The organism is Psychrobacillus sp. FSL K6-2365 (assembly GCF_038003165.1).
Classification (GTDB): Bacteria; Bacillota; Bacilli; order Bacillales_A; family Planococcaceae; genus Psychrobacillus; species Psychrobacillus psychrodurans.
This window is the reverse complement of the sequence record NZ_JBBOOO010000001.1, coordinates 4,296,730-4,320,701: the sequence shown is the minus strand read 5'-3', so window position 1 is coordinate 4,320,701 and position 23,972 is coordinate 4,296,730. Positions and strand designations below refer to the sequence as shown.

The following is a 23,972-nucleotide window of genomic DNA, read 5'->3' as shown; positions in this document are numbered from 1 at the left end:
TTGCGAGAGTTTTTCTTTTGTAACAAGAATAACACCCATTTTTCATTCAAAATTTGATAGAATGTAATAGTGGCCATTAATATAGCTAGAAAGTAGGTGCAAGTGTGGGAAGAATTATAGCAATTGCCAATCAAAAAGGTGGGGTAGGGAAGACAACTACATCTGTGAATTTAAGTGCCTGCCTTGCATACTTGGGGAAAAAAGTATTACTAGTTGATATAGATCCACAAGGAAATGCTTCCAGTGGAGTAGGAGTCAATAAAGGTGAGGTTCAGCAATGTATTTATGATGTACTCATTGATGATGTTAGTGTTAAAGAAACCATCCTAGAAACAAAAGTTGAGAATTTACATATAGTTCCCGCTACTATTTCTTTGGCTGGTGCAGAAATAGAATTAGTATCTACCATTTCCAGAGAAGTTCGATTAAAAAGAGCATTACAGGAAGTACAAGGCCTTTATGATTATATTGTTATAGATTGTCCACCATCTCTAGGGTTATTGACGATTAATTCATTAACTGCTTCTGATGCAATTATTATTCCAGTACAATGTGAGTTTTACGCTTTAGAAGGTTTAAGTCAATTGTTAAGTACAATACGTTTAGTTCAAAAGCATTTAAATAAGAACCTCGCTATCGACGGAGTGTTACTTACAATGTTCGATGCTCGGACAAATTTAGGGATTCAGGTAATTGAAGAAGTAAAAAAATACTTTCAAGATAAAGTGTATAAAACAATTATTCCTAGAAATGTACGGCTAAGTGAGGCACCAAGTCACGGGGAACCAATTATCATTTATGATCCGAAGTCTAGAGGAGCAGAAGTATATTTAGAACTAGCGAAGGAAGTGATCCGTAATGGCTAAAGGATTAGGAAAGGGTATCAATGCACTTTTCCCTGGGGAAGATTTAGACCAATTAGAGCAAGTCGAACAAATCCTCATAAGCGATATTAAACCAAATCCATTTCAACCTCGTAAAATATTTGATGAAGAAGCTATGAAGGAACTTTCCGAATCTATTAAAGAGCATGGTGTTCTGCAACCAATTATTTTAAGGAAAAAAGGTTCGAGATTTGAGATTGTAGTTGGAGAAAGAAGATTTAGAGCATCTCAGTTAGCAAACTTAGAAATAATTCCTGCTGTTATAAGAGAACTTAATGATCAGCAGATGATGGAGCTTGCAATTCTTGAAAATCTTCAAAGAGAAGATTTAACAGCAATTGAAGAGGCAGAGGCATATCAAAATTTAATAGAACATTTAAACTTAACTCAAGAGCAACTTGCTTTTAGATTAGGAAAAAGTAGACCGCATATAGCAAACCATATTCGTTTACTATCTTTACCTCAAGTTGTCAGAGATGCAATCTCCGATGGGACTTTATCGATGGGTCACGGGAAAGCACTTCTTGGGTTAAAGAAGAAAAAGACTATACCGTTAATTATGCAAAAGTCAATTAAGGAAAATTTAAATGTTAGACAACTAGAATCTTTAGTTCAACGTTTAAATGAAGATGTTCCACGTGAAACAAAAAAAGTCCAAAAGGACATTTTTACTAAAGAAAAAGAATCAGAGTTAAGAGAAATATTCGGTACTCCTGTTTCGATTATTAAAAACAAGGATAAAGGTAAAATTGAAATTGAGTTTTATTCAGATGATGATTTAGAAAGGATATTACAGTTATTAGAAGATTAAGAACCTATTCCTTAGGCATGCCTAGGAATAGGTTATATTTTTATTACTGGAATGAGGCATGGTGATGGTTTTATTAGGGACATTAGTAAATGCTATCTTAATAGTAGCGGGTGCATTAATTGGTAGATTATTAAAAGGAATCCCTGAAAATATGAAGCAAACCGTTATGAACGCAATAGGGATAGCAGTTGCTTTACTAGGTATCCAGATGGGATTAGAAAGTGATAATTTTGTGTTGATTATAATTTGTATTGTTTTTGGTGGTGTAATAGGTGAATGGATTGATTTGGATAAATGGTTGAATCAATTTGCTCAATACTTGGAGACTAAAATGGGCTCTAAAAAACAAGGGGGAGGTATAGCGCAAGGATTTGTTGCAGGTACCTTAATATTTGTAATAGGAGCAATGGGAGTATTAGGAGCTCTGAACAGTGGTTTACAAAATGACCATGAACTATTAATCAGTAAAGGGATAATTGATGGATTTACGTCTATTGTACTATCAGCAACTCTAGGAATAGGCGTTCTTTTCTCTGCAATTCCTGTAGCTATTTATCAAGGAGCAATAGCTTTGTTTGCTACTCAAATTACAAAAATAATACCAGAAGCTGCACTTGAATTGTTTCTTCAAGAAATGACAGCAACTGGCGGTATTATGATTATTGCTATTGGTCTTAATCTATTAGGTATAACAAAAGTAAGAGTTGCAAATCTATTGCCAAGTCTAGTTATTGTTGGTATTGCTGTTGCTATTATTTATAACTTTTAAATTATATCGATGCCAAGCTAAAAGTAGTGCACGAGAGATGACTCTTCCCATTTCGTAAGTTAGATGAAGTCGAGTACTTTGAAGAACATTATATTCCATAAAACCTCCGATATTTACGATTGCTTTAATAGAGACTTCACCGATTGGCGGTAATTCTTTTTTCACCGCTTTTCCGGGATATAAAGGTCCAGGGTGAACGATAATCTGTCCAATATTATTCACGTTCCCTAAGCAAGCATCTATAGCTATAATATAAGGGGATTTAGGTGAACTGAGGATGGTTTCCGTGATTTCTTCAATATTTAGCGCATGTAAGGGATTGTCCAATGTACCAACAATTTCAAATGGAAATGATTTAAGTTGTGATAAGAAAGAACCTGTCATTGGTCCAAGTGCATCCCCAGTAGAGCGGTCAGTACCAATACAGCAAAAAACTAGATTTGGATGGTCAAATGGAATTTGTTCTATAAAGTAGTTGCTTAATCGCCAAATTGCACCTGTTTCCTTATAATAAATTGTAGAAGGTTCGGTAATAGTAGTAGCAGAAGAGTTCATATAATTACTCACTTTCTTTTTAAGCTAGTATATGCATCTAGGAAATTATTTATTCAAATGAGGTGAAATAACTAGTATGGAAGCAAAAATTCAAAGTTTGAAGGATTATTTACTTAAAGAAGAGACTTGGGGGCAACTTGGGTTAATTTTTATTGAAATAGTGCTCATCTTATTAGTATCTGCTGTTGCGGTAAGAGTTGGGAAACGCATAATCCAAAAGTTTTTTTTAGTTAGGCAGAGGAGCCCCTTAGGCTATTCAGAACGTAGGCAAAATACATTGATGAAGCTTCTTCAAAATGTTTTAACTTATGTTGTGTATTTTAGTGCTATTATAGCTATTTTGACTACTTTTGGTATAAAAGTAGCTGGATTGCTTGCTGGTGCAGGTATTGTTGGTCTAGCAGTTGGTTTTGGTGCTCAAAGTTTAGTGAAAGATGTCATTACAGGATTTTTTATAATATTTGAAGATCAATTTGCGGTGGGAGATCAAGTACAGATAGGGACAGCTAATGGAATTGTACAGGAAATAGGTTTACGTACAACAAAATTGAAAAGTTATACAGGGGAACTTCACATAATTCCAAATGGCAGCATATTGGTCGTTATAAACTATTCAATTTATAACTCCTTGGCGTTAATAGATATTAGCGTTACACCTGAAAATGATATTCTATCAATGGAAAAAAACATTGAGGAGTTTCTGAAAGAATTACCAAACAAATACGAGGAACTTGTTAAAAAACCTAGTTACCTTGGAATACAGAGTTTTAATGCCTCCGAAATAGTAGTACGCTTTACCGCTGAGACTGTACCTACAAAACAGAACAGTGTTTCAAGAAAAATTAGAAGAGATTTAGTAGAGTTTCTTGAACAAAAAGGTATTAAAATCTCATAATTCCAGTGATTGTTTATTAAAGAAAAATAAGTAGGTGATAAAGTGGAAAAGAAACAATTTCAACTAAACGATATAGTAGAAATGAAGAAACAACATCCATGTGGTACGAATGCTTGGAAAATCATACGAATGGGTGCTGATATTCGTATAAAATGCGAAGGCTGTCAACATAGTGTAATGATACCAAGAAAAGAGTTTGAAAAGAAGATGAAAAGGCTGATTGTGCAAGCTGATGCTGAGTAATGATAGACTTTTATCGCTAAAATCAATATAATGAACAAGTTGTATATAAAGTTTATGGTTTAAAATAATGAAGGGTTGTGACATATATGGCGTTAACTGCTGGAATAGTAGGATTACCAAACGTAGGAAAGTCTACATTGTTTAATGCAATAACAAAGGCTGGAGCACTTGCAGCAAACTATCCATTTGCTACTATCGATCCCAACGTAGGGGTAGTTGAAGTACCCGATGCACGTTTAGATAAATTAACAGAATTAGTAGTGCCAAAGAAAACAGTTCCTACTGCATTTGAATTTACAGATATAGCAGGAATTGTAGAAGGTGCAAGTAAAGGGGAAGGACTTGGGAACAAGTTCCTTGCACATATCCGTGAAGTAGATGCAATCTGCCAGGTTGTACGTTGTTTCGAAGATGAAAATATTACACATGTATCTGGAAAAGTGGATCCAATCTCTGATATTGAAGTGATTAACCTAGAGTTGATATTAGCAGATTTAGAAAGCGTTGATAAACGTTTAGCTCGCGTAACTAAAATGGTAAAACAAAGAGACAAAGAGGCGCTAGCAGAAGAACCAGTTCTTACTCGCTTAAAAGAGGCTTTTGAAGCAGGAAAATCTGGTCGTTCAGTTGAATTTACAGAAGAAGAGCAACGCGTAGTAAAAGGCTTTCATTTGCTGACAACAAAACCAATGCTCTACGTTGCAAACGTTTCAGAAGATGATATTATGGCAGAGGGTGAAAATGAATACGTACAAAAAGTGCGTGCATTTGCTGCCGAAGAAGGCGCACAGGTAATACTAATATGTGCAAAAATTGAAGAAGAGATGGCAGCACTAGAAGATGAGGAGAAAACAATGTTCCTAGAAGAATTAGGAATAAAAGAATCAGGCTTAGATCAGTTAATCAAAGCTTCTTACTCATTAATAGGTTTGGCAACTTATTTCACAGCTGGTGTACAAGAAGTTCGAGCTTGGACATTCCTTAAAGGGATGAAAGCACCTCAATGTGCAGGGGTTATTCACTCTGACTTTGAAAAAGGGTTTATCCGTGCGGAAACAGTAGCTTATGATGATTTAGTTGAAACTGGATCAATGGCTGCTGCAAAAGAAGCTGGAAAGGTTCGTTTAGAAGGTAAGGAATATATTGTACAAGACGGAGACGTAATGTTGTTCCGCTTTAACGTATAAAAATAAAAGTATTTACAATATATGTTCTGAATATGTAAAAAAGGATTAGTGAGAAATCACTGATCCTTTTTTTGAAAGATAAGAAAGTTTATAAGAAGTACCGTGAACATTTGGTTCATAAGACTTTAAAGAATGAATATCGTATAATTTCAGTTATATAATTCTCGTTTATTTAGATGATCCAGCTTACAATTATCAATTTATGTACATGGTTGATTGGAACGGCTGAAGCTGTGCCCACGGATTGCTTCCATCCTTCGTAACAGTCAACGGCATATCTACGTCTCAATGTTTTTAGAGGACCGGGCGTCTTTTTAGCCGGTTTTTCTTAAATGAATAAAGTTAATTTTTTTTCAATACATATAACCTAGGCTTCACTGGATCATCTTTGATCAATAAGTCGTTTGGATATTTTCTGAGTTCTTTATACATAGCAAAGTCCCCCGCAGCACCAGCAATTAGCCAAGCACCTAATAGAACCAGCATAAGAGAACCCAACCAAAAGCCCATAATCATTGGTAAAACACCGGTAATCCAGAAAGGAAGTAATAATGCTTTTTTCATGGCACCGTTTTGTAAGGGAATAGTAGTAGTTGCATAGGCTACACCCATTTGAATATTAACCCCATAATCCATACTACTCCAAGGAGCTCTACCAAATACCCAAAACCCAACAAGGTGAAAGCATTCGTGTAAAACGATTAATACTATATAACCGATAAAAAACCAAAGGAAGTCCCAAAATGAGAAAGTTATTTCTGTAACATTAGATAACCAAGGAAATAGAAGTATTCCTATTATAGATAGACCTACAGTTAATCCAATACTTTCCCATGCTACCTTTTTTAGATCAATATCGATTACAACTAATGTTTCTTCATTATTTTCCATATAATCCTCCTATTTAAAATAAATATACATGAATGAGTAAAATAATGACAATCTTCCTTGATACGTTTGAGAAACTATGTTACAATTCATTGATGTGAGTAATAGAATTACTTGCTCCTTGTCGGCTTTTCATAGTCGGCCAAAGACCATAGGGAGGTGTAAATAGATGAGAAAGTACGAATTAATGTACATTATTCAACCAGCAATTGAAGAAGATGCAAAGAAAGCTTTAGTAGAGCGTTTCCAAGAAATCTTAACTTCAAATGGTGCAGAAATCATCGAAGCAAAAGAGTGGGGTAAACGCCGCTTAGCTTATGAAATCAATGACTTGCGTGAAGGTTTCTACCAAATCGTTAAAGTAAATGCTGATTCAAAAGCAATCGATGAGTATACACGTTTAGCTAACATCAATGAAGACATTATCCGTCACATTGCTGTTCGTATCGACGATATTAAAGTTAAAGCAAAAAAATAAAATTGACTAAAAAAGCTGATCGAGGGAGGTTGTTTACTGATGATTAACCGTGTCGTTTTAGTTGGAAGACTAACAAAAGATCCGGAACTTCGCTACACACCAAGTGGTGTTGCAATGGCAAGATTTACACTAGCTGTAAATCGTACATTCTCCAACCAATCGGGTGAAAGAGAAGCTGATTTTATCAACTGTGTCGTTTGGAGAAAGCAAGCTGAAAACACAGCGAACTTCCTAAAAAAAGGAAGTTTAGCTGGAGTCGAAGGTCGCATTCAAACGGGTAGTTATGAAGGACAAGATGGAAAACGTGTTTATACGACAGACGTTGTTGCAGACAGCGTTCAGTTCTTAGAACCACGTAATAGCTCTGGAGAACGTAACCAAGGTGGACAATCACCTGGCGGTAACGGACAGCAGCAATTTTCAACACCTTCATATCAGCAAAACCAACCAATGAATCAGCAAAACTATACACGTGTAGATGAGGATCCTTTTTCTAATAGTAGTGGGCCAATCGAAGTATCGGATGACGATTTACCATTCTAAAAAGCATCACTTAGCATGTTTACTTTAATCGAAAAGGAGGCAACCAAATATGGCACCACGTCGCGGAGGCAAAAGACGCCGTAAAGTTTGTTACTTCACATCAAACAATATCATGCACATCGATTATAAAGATGTAGATTTGTTGAAAAAATTCGTGTCAGAACGTGGGAAAATTCTTCCACGTCGTGTGACAGGAACTAGTGCGAAGTACCAACGTAAGTTAACACGAGCTATTAAAGTATCTCGTATCATGGCTTTACTTCCATTCTCTTCTGAAGAGAGATAAGTATAAATTAGAAAGACCGGGAAACCGGTCTTTTTTTTGTAACTATTTATTCAAATTGTTTAAGAATGACTTTCCTCTACGAAAGAAGCCTTTATTGTAATTCTTCTAATGCTTTTCAAGGCTTACATAGACATTTCAATTTTTCTCTACAGTATGTCGAATTTTAGTTGTTGTAAACAATCTGTTACAATAAATAGATGATTACATTAAAGGAAGGTTCCTAAATGCAAAGAAATCAAACAAATTATTTAAAGTATGGATTTATAACGATTGCACTTTTCGCTATTTTGTTGGGAACGTCTTTTACCGTTCCAGTACTCGGGTTTTTAACTTTATTCATTGTGCCATTACCTCTTGCTTGGTACAGTGCAAAGTTTGAAAGAAAACATGCTGCATTTGTAACGACAATTGCAATTTTACTTTCTTTTATAATTGGTGGAGTTTCTGGATTAATTTTTGGATTATTAGTCCCTCCATTAGGTTTTATTATAGGAGACTTGATTCAAGCTAAAAAGTCAAAGCTTTATATGCTGATGACTACCGGCATCTTTTTACTTTTAATGTCGGCTGTACAATACATAATATCAAATTTATTTTTCAATATGAATGTTTTGAAGCAATTTATCACAACCCTTGAAGTATACTACGAACAACTGGGAAATATTATGTCTGTCGTAGGTCAAGTGCCGGAGGGGTATGATGAGTTAGTTGGACAAATAATATCGCTTATTGAATCTGTTATGCCTAGTTATATTATTGGACTGGTGTTCATCAGTGCTTGGCTATATTTAATCATTAACCTATCACTATTAAAAAAGTTGAAATTAGATGTGCCTAAGTTTTCTAAATTCATGGATTTTAGATTACCAAAAGCGGTGTTGTGGTATTATTTAATCGTATCCATTTTCTCGTTGATTGTTACATTTGAAGTAGGTACGTTTGGATATTTAGTATTTGTTAATGCGGCTTTAATATTACGAGCACTCTTGTTCTTACAAGGGGTTTCTTTCATACACTACTATTTTTATGTAAAAGGATTGTCCAAATGGTTAATGATACTTGCAACATGTTTTGCAGTTCCGCTGTACATGTTTACTATTATAGTAGGGGTATTAGACTTAGGATTTAATATAAGAGGATTTATAAAAGACAGATACAAAAAGTAAGGAGCTGATCTGGTGGCATCTTTTTTTAGGAAACGGCCAATTCGATATCCACTCATACTGTTCTTACTACTTAGTGGGGTTGCGACTTATTTATTACTGTCTACCAACACATTGATTGGATTGTTATTCGCTCTAATGGTAATTGGTGTATTTATCTATGCGTGGATTATTGAACAGCGTGTATATGAGGAGACAGAAAAACATATTGAAACTCTTTCCTATCGGATGAAAAAGGTAGGGGAAGAAGCCTTATTAGAAATGCCAATTGGGATACTACTCATAAATGAACACTACATCATTGAATGGGCAAATCCATACATGACGCAGCAGCTTCCATTCGATACGATTATTGGTGAGGAGCTTCTTTCTATATCAAAAGATTTTCAACAGCTTAAGAAACAAGAAGAATCAAAAGAAATGATCATCTCTTTAGATGATAAAAATTATAAAGTGTTTTATAAAGCCGAAGAAAAACTTCTGTATTTCTTTGATATAACGGAACAAGTAGAAATGGAATCGTTATATTATGGAGATCGAACAGTTATTGGCGTACTGTTTATAGATAATTACGATGAAATATCACAGGGTATGGACGATCAAACACGAGGAAGACTCAATAGCATTGTTACTTCTTGTGTAAACGATTGGGGAGCTAAATATGGTATTTATGTAAAACGGATTTCTTCGGATCGTTTTTTAGCTGTTTTTAATGAATCCATTTTAGTAGAATTAGAAAAAAGTAAATTCTCCATATTGGATGATATAAGAGAAACTACTTCTAAATTTGGCTTTGCCCTTACTTTAAGCGTAGGTGTTGGTGCAGGATCCACTTCCTTAGTAGAACTTGGTGAACTAGCTCAGTCTAGCTTAGATTTAGTATTAGGACGCGGTGGAGACCAAGTTGCCATTAAGCATACAAGTGGAAAAGTGAAGTTCTATGGTGGTAAAACTAACCCAGTAGAAAAACGGACGCGCGTAAGAGCTAGAGTTATCTCCCATGCTCTACGAGATTTAATACAAGATAGTGACCAAGTGTTTGTAATGGGGCATAGAATGCCCGATATGGATGCAATTGGTTCAGCTGTTGGGGTAAGAAAAATGGCTGGGATGAACAAAGTAGAAGGCTACGTTGTCTTGGACACTAATGAGTTAGACAATAGCGTGATTCGTTTAATGGATGAGATTAAGGAACAACCGGAGTTGTATAATCGTTTTATAAGCCCAGAAGAAGCAATAAGCAAAATTACAGATAAAACTTTATTGGTGGTAGTAGATACACACAAACCGAGCTTAGTTATTGATGAAAAGCTTCTTCAAAAGGCAGAGAAGATTGTTGTGATCGATCATCATCGACGTGGAGAAGAATTTATTTCAAATACGATGCTTGTTTATATGGAACCATACGCATCCTCTACATCAGAATTAGTAACTGAACTAATTGAGTATCAACCGAAAAATGAAAAGTTATCTATGTTAGAAGCAACATCTATGCTTGCTGGTATTATTGTAGATACGAAAAGCTTTACCCTACGTACAGGAGCAAGAACATTTGAAGCGGCATCCTATTTACGTACGCATGGTGCAGATACAATTCTCGTTCAACGAATGTTGAAGGAAGACATTGATACTTATATTGAACGCTCTAAAATAGTCCAAAATGTAGAGTTTTTTAGAGATGGCATTGCTATTGCTAACGGCATGGAAAACGTCTCTTATAGTCAGGTATTGCTTGCTCAAACAGCGGATATTTTGTTGACGATGAATAATGTGGCAGCTTCTTTCGTGATAGGGCGGAAAAGTGATTCCACGTTAGGGATCAGTGCCCGATCATTAGGTGATATCAATGTTCAAATTATTATGGAAAAACTAAATGGTGGAGGGCATTTAACTAATGCCGCCTGTCAGTTGGAAGATACCTCGATAGACGAAGCAATATCACTACTAAAAAATGCAATTACAGATACAATTGAAGGAGGAAATGAAGAATGAAAGTAGTATTCTTAAAAGACGTAAAAGGTAAAGGAAAAAAAGGCGAGATCAAAAATGTAGCAGATGGTTATGCTCATAACTTTTTACTAAAAAACAAATTAGCAGTAGAAGTAAATGCAGCTGCATTAAGTGCTCTTGAAGGGCAAAAGAAAAAATCTGAAAAAGAAGCGGCTCAAGAGTTAGCAGAAGCAAACAAATTAAAAGAAACATTAGAGCAATTAACAGTAGAGTTAAAAGCAAAGTCTGGAAATGACGGTCGACTTTTTGGTTCAATTACAACGAAACAAATTGCCTCTCAATTAGAGAAATCGCATGGTATTAAATTAGATAAACGCAAAATGGAATTAGATGACGCAATTCGAGCATTAGGATATACGAACGTCCCTGTGAAACTTCATCATGAAGTTATAGCGACATTAAAAGTTCTTGTTGCAGAAGAATCGTAAGGAGAGAGGTCAATGAGCGATCCAATGTTGGACCGTGTACCGCCGCATAACCAAGAAGCCGAACAATCTGTCATTGGGGCAATATTTTTAGAACCACAGGCATTAATTACCGCTGGAGAAATCTTGCTCGCTGAAGATTTTTATCGTGTAGCACATCAGAAGATATTCCAGACTATGCTTCATTTAAGTGATAAAGGTAAGGCAATAGATGTTGTAACCGTAACTGAAGAACTTTCTGCAAAAAAAGAGCTAGAAGATGTAGGGGGAATTTCATATATTAGTGAAATTGCCAATGCAGTTCCAACCGCCGCCAACATAGCATATTACGCCAAAATTGTAGAAGAAAAATCTATTTTACGTCGCTTAATACGTGTAGCTACTACCATAGTAGAAGATGGTTTTACTAGGGAAGATGAAGTAGAAGCATTATTAGCTGAAGCCGAAAGAAAAATGATGGAAGTCGCAAGCCGAAAAAATGCTGGTGATTTCGAGCATATTAAAGACGTTTTAGTGGAAACATACGATAATATAGAAAAACTTCATACACGAAAGGGCGATGTTACTGGTATACCGACAGGGTTTAGAGATTTAGACAGAATTACAGCTGGTTTCCAAAGAAATGATTTGATCATTGTTGCTGCCCGTCCTTCTGTAGGGAAAACAGCATTTGCTCTGAATGTTGCGCAAAATGTAGCGACTAAAACAGATGAAAACGTAGCAATTTTTAGTTTAGAGATGGGTGCGGAACAGTTAGTTATGCGTATGCTTTGTGCAGAGGGGAATATAGATGCACAGGTACTTCGTACAGGAGCACTTACAACCGAGGATTGGCGTAAGCTTACAATGGCGATGGGAAGTCTATCAAATGCAGGTATTTATATTGATGATACTCCGGGTATTCGGGTAAATGAAATCCGTGCTAAGTGTCGTCGATTAAAACAAGAGTCTGGTTTAGGGATGATTTTGATTGATTATTTACAGTTAATTCAAGGTAGTGGAGGCAGCCAAGCTAACCGACAACAAGAGGTTTCGGAAATTTCCAGGTCCTTAAAAGGATTAGCTCGTGAATTACAGGTCCCTGTAATTGCCTTGTCTCAGTTATCCCGTGGAGTTGAGCAACGTCAAGATAAGCGACCGATGATGTCTGATTTACGTGAATCTGGATCTATTGAGCAGGATGCAGATATTGTATCTTTCCTGTACCGTGAAGATTATTACGATAAAGAAACAGAAAATCAGAACATGATAGAGATTATTATTGCTAAACAACGTAATGGTCCAACTGGAACTGTTACACTTGCGTTTGTTAAAGAGTTTAACAAATTCGTTAACATCGACTGGAGTCAACACCAAGCAGCACCCCCAGCGTAATAAGAAAAGTGCAAGCGCCTATGTAGCCCTGACAAGCGCTGGAAGGATTTCACGTAAAAGCGCTCTTTGCCTTTACTTGAAAGCCTGAAGCGACTCGAGGGGCTAGGCGCTGGAGCTAGACTAGAAAAGTGCAAGTGTTTAAGCTTTTTGGTAAGTACTTTTAAAAAATAGTTAATAATGGCAGAACTTGATGATAAAAACACGAACAATAAATGTAATAGTGCATTTTGTGTTCGTGTTTTTGCATTAAATCAGTTGACTAAGTGCATTTAGATTGGTACAATTACACTGTTTGAATCAGGACATATGAAATGTCTGACGGAGGTGCTGGCAAATGCCATCAGTAGTAGTAGTTGGAACACAATGGGGAGACGAAGGTAAAGGGAAAATCACAGACTTTCTATCCGAAAACTCAGAAGTAATTGCACGTTACCAAGGCGGTAATAATGCAGGTCATACAATTATTTTTGGAGGAGAAACGTACAAGCTTCACTTGATTCCATCAGGAATTTTCTATAAAGATAAAATTTCTGTTATAGGAAACGGAATGGTAGTAGATCCTAGAGCACTTGTGAAAGAACTAAAAGGATTGCATGAACGCGGAGTAACAACCGAAAACTTACGTATTTCTAATCGTGCACATGTTATTCTTCCATACCACTTAAAACAAGATGAAGTGGAAGAAGCTCGCAGAGGAGCAAATAAAATTGGTACGACAGGTAAAGGTATTGGACCGGCTTATATGGACAAAGCTGCACGTGTTGGAATCCGTATTGCTGACCTTCTGGACTATGAAGTGTTTAAAGAAAAATTAGAACTTAACTTACAAGAAAAGAATAGAATGTTTGAGAAGTTTTACGAAACAGAAGGATTTACTTCAGAGGAAATTTTAGAAGAATTCTATACCTATGGGCAAGAGATCGCCAAATATGTTACGGATACTTCAAAAGTATTAAATGACGCATTAGATGATGGTCGTCGTGTTTTATTTGAAGGTGCACAGGGAGTTATGTTGGATATCGATCAAGGTACTTATCCATTTGTAACTTCTTCAAATCCAGTAGCTGGTGGAGTAACAATTGGTGCGGGAGTAGGTCCAACAAAAATAAACCATGTAGTAGGTGTTTGTAAAGCATATACATCACGTGTAGGTGATGGTCCTTTCCCAACGGAGTTATTTGATGAAATAGGAAATCAAATCCGTGAAGTTGGTAAAGAATATGGGACAACTACAGGTAGACCACGTCGTATTGGTTGGTTTGACACAGTAGTAATTAGACATGCTCGACGCGTAAGTGGTTTAACTGATTTAACAGTTAACTCTATTGACGTATTGACTGGTTTAGATACAGTTAAATTATGTACTGCATATAAGTATAAAGGTGAATTAATTACAGAATATCCAGCTAATCTTCGTATTTTAAGTGAATGTGAACCAGTTTATGAAGAAATGCCTGGTTGGAGTGAAGATATTACTAACTGTAAATCTTTAGATGAACTTCCTGAAACAGCTCGTCATTACTTAGAGCGTATTTCTCAACTTACAGGAGTACAAATATCCATCTTCTCAGTTGGACCAGATCGTACCCAAACTAATATCATTACAAGTGTTTGGAAATAGTGAACAAAAAAAAACGTCAAGAAGCATAAGCTTTTTGACGGTTTTTTGTCTGTTAATGTAGAAATTTGAAAAAGCTTCACTATGTGAATCTTCTATTATGACAAATATAACAAAGATTTTTACTGCTTTATGTATAAAATATGAATAATTTGGAGAAAACTAATTTATAAAAATCGAATTATTAGGTAAAAAAGATTATATATTTCCATAAATTGAAAAAATAATGTAATATATGGAACCAATACTACAGTTTCTTTACAACCGTCTAGAAAGCTACACATCTTCATTTCAAATATGTTAAATTAGAGAAGCATGAAAATGATTGAAGATTTTACAGATAGTTTGGAAGGGGCTTTATCATGTTTTTGAAAAGTAAGAATGAGGAACAAAAGGTATCAAAACTGGATGTTCTTTCAAACGGAAAGTCAAATATGGTGAAAAAAGCAGCCGTATCAGTTTTACTTATCTCAAGTATTTCGTTTAATATGGCTTTTGCAAAAGAAAGTGAAAGCAATACATTAAAAGAAATATACCATATATATACGGATGGTCAATATGTAGGGGCTATTTCGGATCAAACCAAAATACAATCAATGCTCGACAAAAAGATTGAAGAATCTAGCTCCCAGTTTAAAAACATGACTTTAACAGCTGGATCTAATTTATCGGTAGTACCAGAACAAGTATTTACTCCCAATACAAATGACGAGACTACACTTCAAAAGCTAGATGGCTTAATAGAAGTAGAGGCAAAAGCATTTGCATTATCGATCAATGACGAGATGGCAGTCTACGTCAAAGACTTAGAGGCTTACGATGAAGCTTTAAGAAAACTAAAGTTACATTTTGTTTCAGAAGAAGAGCTGAACACACTGGAAGCTAGAAATAATACTAGTGAATCTTTACCCAAGTTAAAAGAAAATGAAACTCGTATTGCTAATTTAATCTTAAAAGAAAAAGTATCAGGAGTTACAGTAGACACAGCTCCTAATCGGATTGTTTCACCAGACGATGCTGTGAAACTACTTTTAGAAGGAACATTAGAAAAAGAGTTATATACTGTGGCAGAAGGCGATGTTTTAGGTACTATTGCTAATAAGCATAATTTAACATCTGCAGAACTTATAGCACTTAATCCTGGTGTAACGGATTCTACCGTATTACAAATAGGTCAAGAGTTAAATGTAACAGTTCTAAAACCACTTATTAATATAGAAGTACAGTATGAGAAAAAAGCAGTAGAAGCCATAATACATACGAAAAAAGTAGAAGAAACAGAGGATATGTATAAAGGTGATACGAAGGTAAAACAAGAAGGTTCGGATGGTCAAAAAGAGGCAACTTACTTAATTCGCAAAGAGAATGGAGTACAAGTTGGTCAATCTATTGTAGAAGAAAAAATTCTTGTAGAACCAAAAGAGCACATTGTATTAAAAGGAACGAAAGTAATTCCTTCACGCGGCTCGGGAGTATTTGCTTGGCCAGCTGAAGGTGGATATATTTCTAGTAAAATGGGATATCGTTGGGGCCGCCAACATGAAGGTATCGATATCGCAAGACCAAGTGGTTTTACAATAAAAGCAGCAGATAATGGAATTGTAGTTGCGGCTGGTTGGGATGGTACATATGGCAACCGTGTAATCATCGATCATCAAAATGGGTACAAAACAACGTATGCACATCTTTCTTCTATTACAGCGGAAGTAGGGCAAGTAGTTCCAACAGGCACTAAAATTGGTGTAATGGGAAGTACTGGGCGTTCTACAGGAACACATCTACATTTCGAAGTGGAAAAAAATGGTGTTACAATTAATCCTTTAACTGTATTAAATAAATAATATATAGAGACAGTCGCAATATGGACTGTCTCTTTTTTATGAATTTCCTGGGAAATAATTTGTCAAAGTAAGTCGAACTATAGCACCACCGCTTCTTGAGAGATGCATGAAGCCTAAAACAATGTTAAAGTTAATATTATTATTGTTAAAAATAATTCAATTGAGTTAAATATAGAATACGAGAATAAGGGGGACTAAAAATGAGTAAGAAAATATTAGTTGTAGATGACGAAAAACCAATTGCAGACATACTGCAATTTAACTTAAAAAAAGAAGGGTATCAAGTAGCCTGTGCATATAATGGCGATGAGGCATTAAAGAAGGTAGAAGAGGATCAACCAGATTTAATGTTATTAGATATTATGCTTCCTAACAAAGATGGAATGGAAGTTTGTAGAGAAATTCGAAAAAAATATGATTTTCCTATTATCATGCTGACTGCAAAAGATTCAGAGATAGATAAAGTGCTGGGACTAGAGCTAGGTGCAGATGATTATGTTACAAAACCATTTAGTACTAGAGAATTAATCGCTCGAGTTAAAGCAAATATGCGTAGACACCAAACTATTCAAGAAGATGCAGAAGTATTGACAAATGAAATAGTTATTGGTCCACTGACTATTCAACCAGATGCGTATCTGGTGTTAAAAAGGGAAGAAACAATAGAGCTTACGCATCGAGAATTTGAGCTTTTGCATTACTTGGCAAAACATATAGGACAAGTCATGACTCGTGAACATTTACTACAAACAGTATGGGGGTACGATTACTTTGGTGATGTCCGTACAGTAGATGTAACAATTCGACGATTACGTGAAAAAATTGAAGATAATCCAAGTCATCCAACATGGATAGTAACTAGAAGAGGTGTAGGATACTATTTACGAAGTCCTGAACAGGAGTAGAATTTAATGCAAAAGGTTGGATACTTTAAATCGATTCACGTAAAGATTGTGCTGATTTATGTATTACTTATTATTATTGCTATGCAAATTATAGGATTATATTTTGTTCGTGGCCTAGAGAAGACATTAAGAGAAAACTTTCAAGAATCAATTACTGATCGAGTTAGCTTAATAGAATATAGTGCACGGGAAGAAATGATAAAAATACGGAGCGAAGAAGACCAAACACCAGAACAAAGTTTATATTCTATTTTGGCTGGTCTCAATTCAATTGATATTAAAGAAGTACGCGTTATAGATGCTAGGTATCAGATTTTGGCAACCTCAGATTCAAACAACCAGTCGATTGTTGGCCAACGATCAATGGATGATCTAGTTCGTAAATCCATTACAGCAGAAGCTGCACAAGAAAATATATCGTTAGATAGAAAAAGTGATGTTAGAATTTGGGTTTTAGCTACACCTATTATTTCAAAAGGAGAAGTAATTGGAACATTATATATAGAATCTAATATTGAAAATGTGTTTGGACAGATGAATGAAATTAATCGAATACTTGCCGGAGGTACTGCAATGGCTTTAGTCATTACAGTTATATTAGGAATACTAATTGCCCAGACAATTACACGTCCAATTTCCGATATGAGACGACAAGCTCAAGCCATGGCAAAAGGTAACTTTTCCAGAAAAGTACGAGTATATGGAAGTGATGAAATTGGACAACTGGCAATTGCTTTTAATCATTTGACGAATAGACTGCAAGAATCTCAATCTACAACGGAAGCAGAACGAAGAAAGCTAGCCTCCGTTTTAACCAACATGACAGATGGGGTATTAGCAACTGACCGTAAAGGTAGAGTTATATTGATAAACGATCCTGCACTTAGATTATTGCGTATACCAAGGGAAATGGTATTAAATCGTCCGATTATATCTGTGCTTGGAATAGACTCCGAACACTCCTTTGAAGATTTAATACACTTAAAAGAAGCTCTTAACTTGGATTTAAGCTCCAATGAACGGCCATTTATCTTACGTGCCAATTTTTCGGTTATTCAAAAAGAAACTGGCTTCGTTAACGGTTTAATCGCAGTATTACACGATAATACCGAACAAGAAAAAGTGGATATAGAAAGAAGAGAATTTGTAGCGAATGTTTCCCATGAATTACGTACACCACTTACTACAATGAGTAGTTACTTGGAGGCGTTAGCTGATGGTGCTTGGAAAGACGAGGAAATAGCTCCCTCTTTCTTACAAGTAACTCAAACAGAGACCCATCGAATGATTCGACTTGTAAATGATCTTCTACAATTATCTAAAATGGATAGCAGAGACTATGATTTGAATCGAGAGATTGTTAATTTTAATCAGTTCTTCAACCGGATTATAGACAGATTTGAACTTTCCAAGTCTGATCATGTTACCTTTGTCCGCATGCTCTCAGATAAAGCCTATTATGTGGATATCGATACTGATAAGTTAACACAAGTAATCGATAATATTATCTCAAATGCGATTAAATATTCTCCAGATGGTGGGAATATACGTTTTGGGGTAGTTGTGACGGATTCCATTTTGAAAGTAATGATTTCTGATGATGGAATGGGGATTCCATCTGAAAATGTAGATCGAGTCTTTGATCGCTTTTACAGAGTAGATCGAGCAAGAGCAAGATCTATGGGTGGTACAGGGCTAGGTTTAGCAATTGCCCGGGAAATGATTGAAGCCCATGGTGGTAGAATATGGGCAGAAAGCGAAGAAGGCCAAGGAACGACCATTTTCTTCACATTGGATATTTTAACGGATGAGGTAGGTGAATGGGATTGAAATATATTGAGCAAGTAAAATCAGTTGTTTTAGTCTTACTTATTCTCCTCAGTTTTTCCTTAACTTTTGCTATATGGACATATTCACCGGTTATCCAGTCAAATGAAGGAACAACTGTAGATATAGCCATTGCTGAAAAAAAGGAAATGGAAGACATTATCAAACCGTATCGTATGATTGTTAGCCAAAAGGATGGGCTAAAAGGAACTTTTAACAGTCAACCAATCGAATCAGTGTTCATTAACATGAAAAAATGGGAAATTCAAAAGGTCGAGTTATCTAGTAATAAGTTAAGTACCGATCAAATAAATGAGTTTATAAAAACACCTAATCGTGCAAGTTTCTTTTTTGCAGCAGATGTCCCTGTTGAAGTTTTAGGCACTAGCTTAACTTTTACAGAACAGGTTTTTCCGGATGCTCATTTTAATCGTTTAATAATCGATTGGAATGTGGAAACCTCGGATAGTTTAAACATTTATTTTATTAGTACATCACAGCAGAAGATGTATACGGCAACTGCAGAAAAAGTAAATAATGCAGGGTTTACCAATCGTATTTTAAAGCATACAGAAACTATGCAAGTGTATAATGAAATAATTACAGACGATAAATTATCGGTATACGTTTCATCGACACCAGAAAATATCCTGAGTTATACTTATTCCATTAAAGACATTAATACCGATAAATTTAAAGATGCTCTATTTAATAATCCAAACCTAGTGAGAAGTAATCCTGTTAGTATGAATGAACAACAATTCACGGATGATAGTGCGTTAATGAAAGTGAATTTTAGTACTAGAAGTTTAAACTATGTTCATCCTGCTTCGGAGAATGAAAACCCAGCAAAGTCTGTAGATCTCATTCAAAATAGCTTAAATTTTGTCAATGAGCATAACGGATGGACAGATGACTACCGCTATTCCCGAATGAATACTGAAAATCGTCAAATTAATTATCAACTGTATTTTGCTGGCCTACCGGTTTTTGGTAGGGAGATATATGAAATCTCACTAAAGTGGGGAACTGATCGAGTGCATCAATATATGCGCCCTCTTTACACGCTTACTGCTGCTGTTCCTTTGAAAACAAGGGAAGTACAGCTAGCTTCAGGACAGTCAATTTATGATTTTCTATCTACTGCAACAGATACTGATACGAGTACTATTGATGATGTTGTAATTGGATATTATTTATCCCGAGATGAGACCGAGTCTCAGTTTAATCTGGAACCTTCTTGGTACTACGTGGAGAGTGGAAGCTGGATACGTATATCTCCCGAGTTATTAGGAGGTGCAAAATATGGATTGGAATAAAACAAAGACTATATTTATTATTGTATTTTCTATTTTAAACGTATTCTTACTTTCGCTATATATGAATCGGTATACTGAATCTCAACAAATTGACATTCCTAATGATACACCTATCTCGGAAAAGCTTTTTTTGGATAATATAAAAATTTTGGAGACAGATAAAGGGATCCATGAAGCTTCTTATGTTTCAGGCACCGTCCATAATTTTAAACTGGAAGAAATAGAAGGAATGGAAAATCAAACAGTCGAAATACATGACAGCGTCAAACTAGTCAGCACTCTTAATGAACCTATAAAAATAACCGATGAAAATACACTAGAAAAAATAGTACATGACCAAGTAATAAGAGGATCAGCCTATGGCCTTTGGGATATAGATGAAGAAAGTAAAACAGCTACGTTCTTTCAACAAGTTGATAAACGACTGGTTTACTATAATTCGAATGCAAGGCTGGTAGTTCATTGGAATGATAAAAACGAGCTTATTGGTTATGAACAGACTATACTAGACGACTTAGAGAATTATAATGTGTCGCAAAAATTGGTGCCGCATTTACAGGTGATTAAAATATTGTATGATAATATTCTTTTAAAACCAGACTCAACAATAAAAGAAATTGAACTTGGATACTCGACTTTGGCTCAGGTAACAGAGACACAAGTTTTTGCACCAACATGGCATATTGTTGTAGAACTAATAGATGGAAAAACTGAGGAACATTTTGTAAATGCAGTAGAAGGAAGAGTTATTAAGATACCAAAAGAGACGGAACAAACAGTAGTAGAATAAGGAGTTTTAACAATGAAGTTCAGTGTATTAGCAAGTGGTAGTAGCGGTAATGCTGTTTATGTGGAAAATGAAGAGCATTCCTTTTTAGTAGACGTAGGACTAAGTGGCAAAAAGATGGATGAGTTATTTCAGGAAATAGATCGTGATATTAAAAAGCTATCAGGGATTTTTATAACACATGAGCATAGTGATCATATTAAAGGATTAGGGGTCTTAGCTAGAAAGTATGGAGTTCCTATTTTTGCAAATGAAAAAACCTGGTCTGCAATGGATCCGCTTATCGGAAAAGTTCCACTAGACCAGCGGTTTCAATTTGATATGGAAACAGTAAAACAGTTTGGGTCCATTGATATCCAATCTTTTGCTGTATCTCATGATGCAGCAGACCCGATGTTTTACATTTTTCACGAAAACGACAGGAAGCTTGTTTTAATAACAGATACTGGTTACGTGAGCGATCGGATGAAAGGTCTTATTAAAGGGGCAGACTCCTTTGTCTTTGAAAGCAATCACGATGTTAGTATGCTGCAGATGGGTCGTTATCCTTGGTCAGTTAAGCGAAGAATATTAAGTGACGTGGGACATGTCTCCAATGAGGATGCTGCAGTTGCCATGAGTGAAGTAATTGATCTGAAAAATACGAATATCTACTTATCACATTTAAGCAAAGATAATAATATGAAGGACCTGGCTCGTATGAGTGTGGCACAAACACTTCAGTCCTGTGGTGTGATTGCAGGAGAATATGTGCATCTTCATGACACGGATGCAAATAAACCAACAGAGCTAGTGCATGTCTAAAAAATCGAAGTTCCAAATACTATGAATGAATAGTATTTGGAACTTTTATTTATTTTTCAAGTAATTTTCATCTTATTTTAATGTGGAATGGGTACATTGTTAATACAGGATTATTAGAAACAGAGAGGAAGAGAAAGATGGATACAAATAACCCGTATGGACCACAGCTACCTAATGAACAATCTCCAATAGAACCCGAAAAACGAGGAGGGAAAAAGCGAGGAGTTGCTGGCTATTTCTTTAGTGGACTAGCAGGTGTATTAGTTGGTGCATTACTTGTTTGGTTTTTAATACCTTCCGTGGTGACCAACCTGCCTTCAGACAGTGAAACAAAATCGAGTGAAACAATCAAACAAACCGAGCAGCTTTCAGTAGATGTCACGACAGATGTAACAGGTGCTGTAGAAAAAGCTTCTAGTGCGGTTGTAGGAATAACGAACATTCAATCCGTTACAAACTTCTGGAGTCAATCAGAAGCTACTCAGGATGCAGGCACAGGATCAGGTGTTATTTATAAGAAAGAAAATGGTAAAGCATATGTAATTACAAATTATCATGTTATTGAAGATGCAAAATCAGTGGAAGTAACATTGGCTGATGGATCTAAAGTAGAAGCAAGTATTGTAGGCGGAGATATTTGGTCAGATTTAGCGGTTCTGGCAATTGACGATGCCGGTGTAGAAGCGGTTATAGAATTTGGAGACTCAGAAGTATTAAAGCAAGGAGAAACTGTAATTGCTATCGGTAACCCATTAGGACTTGATTTTTATGGCTCCGTTACGACAGGTGTGGTATCAGGTAAAGATCGTGCGGTACCAGTTGATTTAAACGGAGATGGTTTAGAGGATTGGCAGTCAGAGGTCTTACAAACAGACGCAGCGATTAACCCTGGTAACAGTGGAGGAGCTTTGATCAATTTGGCAGGTCAGCTTATCGGTATTAACTCGATGAAGATATCTGAATCTACAATTGAAGGAATTGGTCTAGCTATTCCAGTCAATACGGCTATTCCAATCATTGAGGATTTAGAGCAAAATGGAAAAGTAAATCGTCCATCGATGGGAATCACCCTTATTGACTTGACGAATGTACCTGCATTTCATCAAAAAGAAACTTTAAAACTACCAGGGGAAGTTACAACTGGTGTAGTAGTTGACGAGGTAGTGGAAGGAACTCCAGCTGCATCAGCAGGGATGAAATCATATGATGTTATTGTAGAAATGGATGGAGAAAAAGTAGAGAATACGATTGAGTTACGAAAACACTTATACAATGAAAAGGAAACTGGAGACGAACTGAAAGTCAAAGTATACAGACAAGGAAAGTTAGTCGAATTAACACTCGTTTTAAAAGAATCATCTGAATTATAAACATGTGGATAACTTAATAATGTAAATGAAAGATTTACACAGCGAGTAGAGAAAGAAAGGCTTGTCTTTCCTACTCGTTTTTTGTTTGGTAAAATAGGTTGTGGATAACGATAGGTGTTTTGTGTATAACTATTAAAAGTATTCCGACAACGAAAGGAGAGATAGAAGTGAGAATATTCAGTTGCGAAAACCATATAAATCACGCTTTAGACATGTTTGTAGCGGAACAAAAAACATTTCCAATGCTAGAAGAGATTAAGAATGAAGAAAAGTTATCCACAGTTTGTTCATACTGTGAAAGCTCTGCATTATATATTGTGGCTAATGAAAATTGAAACACAATATGTAGATAAGTGCTGTGGATATGTGTATAAGTGATGTGCATAACTTGTTTGTAAACGAAATGTAAAGGTGGATAACCTGTGAATATACAAATTGTATCGGTGGGAAAATTAAAAGAAAAGTATTTAAAAATGGGGATAGAGGAATATACAAAGCGATTAGGTGCATATGCCAAAATCGATTTAGTGGAAGTACCAGATGAAAAAGCACCTGAAAATTTAAGTGAAGCCGATATGGAAATTGTTAAGAAAAAAGAAAGTGATCGAATTTTAGCTAAAATAGGATCGGACACATATGTAATTGCCTTAGCAATAGAAGGGAAAATGAAAAGTTCGGAGCAGCTAGCAAACGATATGGAGTCTCTCATGACTTATGGTAGAAGTAAAATCGCTTTTGTTATTGGCGGATCTCTTGGTTTACACGAAGATGTATTGAAACGTTCTGACGAAAAATTGTCCTTTAGTAAAATGACATTGCCACATCAGTTAATGAAGTTAGTGTTGGTAGAGCAGGTTTACCGAGCTTTTAGGATTATGAAGGGTGAGCCGTATCATAAGTAAGTGCGGTTTTTTTTGAAAAATAGCAACAGCACCACTCCAAAATAAATGGAAGGTGCTGTTTTCGTTTAGTAAACATTTGTTGCAAGTA

At 35.8% G+C, this 23,972-nt stretch carries 25 protein-coding genes; 23 read left to right on the top strand and 2 right to left on the bottom strand.

What is annotated here, in order from left to right:
* Nucleotides 1–104 precede the first annotated feature (104 nt).
* The 3 genes from MKY29_RS21930 (at nt 105) to MKY29_RS21920 (ending at nt 2,464) form a co-directional block, all read left to right on the top strand.
* Entirely contained in the window at nt 105–866 is a 762-nt protein-coding gene (locus tag MKY29_RS21930; protein ID WP_090567320.1) for a ParA family protein, read from the top strand.
* Nucleotides 859–1,695, top strand: coding sequence for a ParB/RepB/Spo0J family partition protein (locus tag MKY29_RS21925; RefSeq protein ID WP_090567323.1), 837 nt, complete (start codon nt 859–861; stop codon nt 1,693–1,695). Before MKY29_RS21930 ends, MKY29_RS21925 begins: the two co-directional genes overlap by 8 nt.
* Before the next feature lie 64 nt (nt 1,696–1,759).
* On the top strand, nt 1,760–2,464 hold the full coding sequence (locus MKY29_RS21920; RefSeq protein ID WP_093495571.1) for a DUF554 domain-containing protein: 705 nt from the start codon (nt 1,760–1,762) through the stop codon (nt 2,462–2,464).
* On the opposite strand, the gene yyaC is transcribed toward MKY29_RS21920, so the two are convergent.
* Entirely contained in the window at nt 2,420–3,031 is a 612-nt protein-coding gene (gene yyaC / locus MKY29_RS21915) for a spore protease YyaC (protein ID WP_241598636.1), read from the bottom strand. The genes MKY29_RS21920 and yyaC overlap by 45 nt on opposite strands.
* Nucleotides 3,032–3,095: 64 nt before the next feature.
* Between yyaC and MKY29_RS21910 the strand changes: the two genes are divergently transcribed.
* The 3 genes from MKY29_RS21910 (at nt 3,096) to ychF (ending at nt 5,344) form a co-directional block, all read left to right on the top strand.
* Entirely contained in the window at nt 3,096–3,914 is an 819-nt protein-coding gene (locus MKY29_RS21910) for a mechanosensitive ion channel family protein (protein ID WP_093495569.1), read from the top strand.
* Nucleotides 3,915–3,956: 42 nt separating this feature from the next.
* Entirely contained in the window at nt 3,957–4,157 is a 201-nt protein-coding gene (locus MKY29_RS21905) for a DUF951 domain-containing protein (RefSeq protein WP_090567336.1), read from the top strand.
* Nucleotides 4,158–4,243: 86 nt separating this feature from the next.
* The gene (gene ychF / locus MKY29_RS21900; RefSeq protein ID WP_093495568.1) at nt 4,244–5,344 is read left to right on the top strand and encodes a redox-regulated ATPase YchF; all 1,101 of its coding nucleotides are present in this window, start codon (nt 4,244–4,246) and stop codon (nt 5,342–5,344) included.
* Between the two features lie 342 nt (nt 5,345–5,686).
* On the opposite strand, the gene MKY29_RS21895 is transcribed toward ychF, so the two are convergent.
* Nucleotides 5,687–6,235, bottom strand: a complete 549-nt coding sequence (locus tag MKY29_RS21895) for a DUF3267 domain-containing protein (protein ID WP_340880763.1) — start codon at nt 6,233–6,235, stop codon at nt 5,687–5,689.
* Between the two features lie 166 nt (nt 6,236–6,401).
* Between MKY29_RS21895 and rpsF the strand changes: the two genes are divergently transcribed.
* The 17 genes from rpsF (at nt 6,402) to rlmH (ending at nt 23,884) form a co-directional block, all read left to right on the top strand.
* Nucleotides 6,402–6,710 (top strand): 30S ribosomal protein S6, encoded by a 309-nt coding sequence (rpsF, locus tag MKY29_RS21890; RefSeq protein ID WP_090567343.1) that lies wholly within the window; start codon nt 6,402–6,404, stop codon nt 6,708–6,710.
* A 39-nt stretch (nt 6,711–6,749) separates the two neighbouring features.
* Nucleotides 6,750–7,253 (top strand): single-stranded DNA-binding protein, encoded by a 504-nt coding sequence (gene ssb, locus MKY29_RS21885; protein ID WP_093495566.1) that lies wholly within the window; start codon nt 6,750–6,752, stop codon nt 7,251–7,253.
* A 49-nt stretch (nt 7,254–7,302) separates the two neighbouring features.
* Entirely contained in the window at nt 7,303–7,539 is a 237-nt protein-coding gene (rpsR, locus tag MKY29_RS21880) for a 30S ribosomal protein S18 (RefSeq protein WP_090567348.1), read from the top strand.
* A gap of 224 nt (nt 7,540–7,763) precedes the next feature.
* Nucleotides 7,764–8,705, top strand: a complete 942-nt coding sequence (locus MKY29_RS21875; RefSeq protein WP_241598635.1) for a YybS family protein — start codon at nt 7,764–7,766, stop codon at nt 8,703–8,705.
* Between the two features lie 12 nt (nt 8,706–8,717).
* Complete coding sequence (locus tag MKY29_RS21870) at nt 8,718–10,694, top strand: DHH family phosphoesterase (protein ID WP_340880758.1); 1,977 nt, start codon at nt 8,718–8,720, stop codon at nt 10,692–10,694.
* Nucleotides 10,691–11,140, top strand: coding sequence for a 50S ribosomal protein L9 (rplI, locus tag MKY29_RS21865; protein WP_090567356.1), 450 nt, complete (start codon nt 10,691–10,693; stop codon nt 11,138–11,140). Before MKY29_RS21870 ends, rplI begins: the two co-directional genes overlap by 4 nt.
* A 12-nt stretch (nt 11,141–11,152) precedes the next feature.
* On the top strand, nt 11,153–12,511 hold the full coding sequence (gene dnaB / locus MKY29_RS21860) for a replicative DNA helicase (RefSeq protein ID WP_093495563.1): 1,359 nt from the start codon (nt 11,153–11,155) through the stop codon (nt 12,509–12,511).
* 334 nt (nt 12,512–12,845) lie between these two features.
* The gene (locus MKY29_RS21855) at nt 12,846–14,132 is read left to right on the top strand and encodes an adenylosuccinate synthase (protein WP_090567362.1); all 1,287 of its coding nucleotides are present in this window, start codon (nt 12,846–12,848) and stop codon (nt 14,130–14,132) included.
* Nucleotides 14,133–14,491: 359 nt separating this feature from the next.
* Nucleotides 14,492–15,970, top strand: a complete 1,479-nt coding sequence (locus MKY29_RS21850) for a peptidoglycan DD-metalloendopeptidase family protein (protein WP_340880754.1) — start codon at nt 14,492–14,494, stop codon at nt 15,968–15,970.
* A 200-nt stretch (nt 15,971–16,170) separates the two neighbouring features.
* Nucleotides 16,171–16,875 (top strand): response regulator YycF, encoded by a 705-nt coding sequence (yycF, locus tag MKY29_RS21845; RefSeq protein WP_090567368.1) that lies wholly within the window; start codon nt 16,171–16,173, stop codon nt 16,873–16,875.
* Between the two features lie 6 nt (nt 16,876–16,881).
* Complete coding sequence (gene walK / locus MKY29_RS21840; protein ID WP_093495561.1) at nt 16,882–18,705, top strand: cell wall metabolism sensor histidine kinase WalK; 1,824 nt, start codon at nt 16,882–16,884, stop codon at nt 18,703–18,705.
* The gene (locus MKY29_RS21835; RefSeq protein ID WP_093495560.1) at nt 18,696–20,021 is read left to right on the top strand and encodes a YycH family regulatory protein; all 1,326 of its coding nucleotides are present in this window, start codon (nt 18,696–18,698) and stop codon (nt 20,019–20,021) included. Before walK ends, MKY29_RS21835 begins: the two co-directional genes overlap by 10 nt.
* Nucleotides 20,008–20,811, top strand: coding sequence for a two-component system regulatory protein YycI (locus tag MKY29_RS21830; protein WP_093495559.1), 804 nt, complete (start codon nt 20,008–20,010; stop codon nt 20,809–20,811). Before MKY29_RS21835 ends, MKY29_RS21830 begins: the two co-directional genes overlap by 14 nt.
* A gap of 12 nt (nt 20,812–20,823) precedes the next feature.
* Nucleotides 20,824–21,612: an MBL fold metallo-hydrolase gene (locus MKY29_RS21825; RefSeq protein ID WP_269922025.1), complete on the top strand. Its 789-nt coding sequence runs from the start codon at nt 20,824–20,826 to the stop codon at nt 21,610–21,612.
* A 137-nt stretch (nt 21,613–21,749) separates the two neighbouring features.
* Nucleotides 21,750–22,982 carry a S1C family serine protease gene (locus MKY29_RS21820; RefSeq protein ID WP_340880749.1) on the top strand — a complete coding sequence of 411 codons (1,233 nt, stop codon included), beginning with the start codon at nt 21,750–21,752 and terminating at the stop codon, nt 22,980–22,982.
* 167 nt (nt 22,983–23,149) lie between these two features.
* Complete coding sequence (locus MKY29_RS21815; RefSeq protein ID WP_090567385.1) at nt 23,150–23,317, top strand: CxxH/CxxC protein; 168 nt, start codon at nt 23,150–23,152, stop codon at nt 23,315–23,317.
* 87 nt (nt 23,318–23,404) lie between these two features.
* The gene (gene rlmH, locus MKY29_RS21810; protein WP_093495556.1) at nt 23,405–23,884 is read left to right on the top strand and encodes a 23S rRNA (pseudouridine(1915)-N(3))-methyltransferase RlmH; all 480 of its coding nucleotides are present in this window, start codon (nt 23,405–23,407) and stop codon (nt 23,882–23,884) included.
* The last annotated feature ends 88 nt before the right edge of the window (nt 23,885–23,972 follow it).

Excerpts from the sequence above, each read along its gene's own strand:
- MKY29_RS21925 (WP_090567323.1), top strand. The coding sequence starts at position 859 with ATGGCTAAAGGATTAGGAAAGGGTATCAATGCACTTTTCCCTGGGGAA.
- MKY29_RS21920 (WP_093495571.1), top strand. The coding sequence starts at position 1,760 with ATGGTTTTATTAGGGACATTAGTAAATGCTATCTTAATAGTAGCGGGT.
- MKY29_RS21910 (WP_093495569.1), top strand. The coding sequence starts at position 3,096 with ATGGAAGCAAAAATTCAAAGTTTGAAGGATTATTTACTTAAAGAAGAG.
- ychF (WP_093495568.1), top strand. The coding sequence starts at position 4,244 with ATGGCGTTAACTGCTGGAATAGTAGGATTACCAAACGTAGGAAAGTCT.
- MKY29_RS21895 (WP_340880763.1), bottom strand. The coding sequence starts at position 6,235 with ATGGAAAATAATGAAGAAACATTAGTTGTAATCGATATTGATCTAAAA.
- rpsF (WP_090567343.1), top strand. The coding sequence starts at position 6,402 with ATGAGAAAGTACGAATTAATGTACATTATTCAACCAGCAATTGAAGAA.
- ssb (WP_093495566.1), top strand. The coding sequence starts at position 6,750 with ATGATTAACCGTGTCGTTTTAGTTGGAAGACTAACAAAAGATCCGGAA.
- rpsR (WP_090567348.1), top strand. The coding sequence starts at position 7,303 with ATGGCACCACGTCGCGGAGGCAAAAGACGCCGTAAAGTTTGTTACTTC.
- MKY29_RS21875 (WP_241598635.1), top strand. The coding sequence starts at position 7,764 with ATGCAAAGAAATCAAACAAATTATTTAAAGTATGGATTTATAACGATT.
- rplI (WP_090567356.1), top strand. The coding sequence starts at position 10,691 with ATGAAAGTAGTATTCTTAAAAGACGTAAAAGGTAAAGGAAAAAAAGGC.
- dnaB (WP_093495563.1), top strand. The coding sequence starts at position 11,153 with ATGAGCGATCCAATGTTGGACCGTGTACCGCCGCATAACCAAGAAGCC.
- MKY29_RS21855 (WP_090567362.1), top strand. The coding sequence starts at position 12,846 with ATGCCATCAGTAGTAGTAGTTGGAACACAATGGGGAGACGAAGGTAAA.
- MKY29_RS21850 (WP_340880754.1), top strand. The coding sequence starts at position 14,492 with ATGTTTTTGAAAAGTAAGAATGAGGAACAAAAGGTATCAAAACTGGAT.
- yycF (WP_090567368.1), top strand. The coding sequence starts at position 16,171 with ATGAGTAAGAAAATATTAGTTGTAGATGACGAAAAACCAATTGCAGAC.
- walK (WP_093495561.1), top strand. The coding sequence starts at position 16,882 with ATGCAAAAGGTTGGATACTTTAAATCGATTCACGTAAAGATTGTGCTG.
- MKY29_RS21835 (WP_093495560.1), top strand. The coding sequence starts at position 18,696 with ATGGGATTGAAATATATTGAGCAAGTAAAATCAGTTGTTTTAGTCTTA.
- MKY29_RS21830 (WP_093495559.1), top strand. The coding sequence starts at position 20,008 with ATGGATTGGAATAAAACAAAGACTATATTTATTATTGTATTTTCTATT.
- MKY29_RS21825 (WP_269922025.1), top strand. The coding sequence starts at position 20,824 with ATGAAGTTCAGTGTATTAGCAAGTGGTAGTAGCGGTAATGCTGTTTAT.
- MKY29_RS21820 (WP_340880749.1), top strand. The coding sequence starts at position 21,750 with ATGGATACAAATAACCCGTATGGACCACAGCTACCTAATGAACAATCT.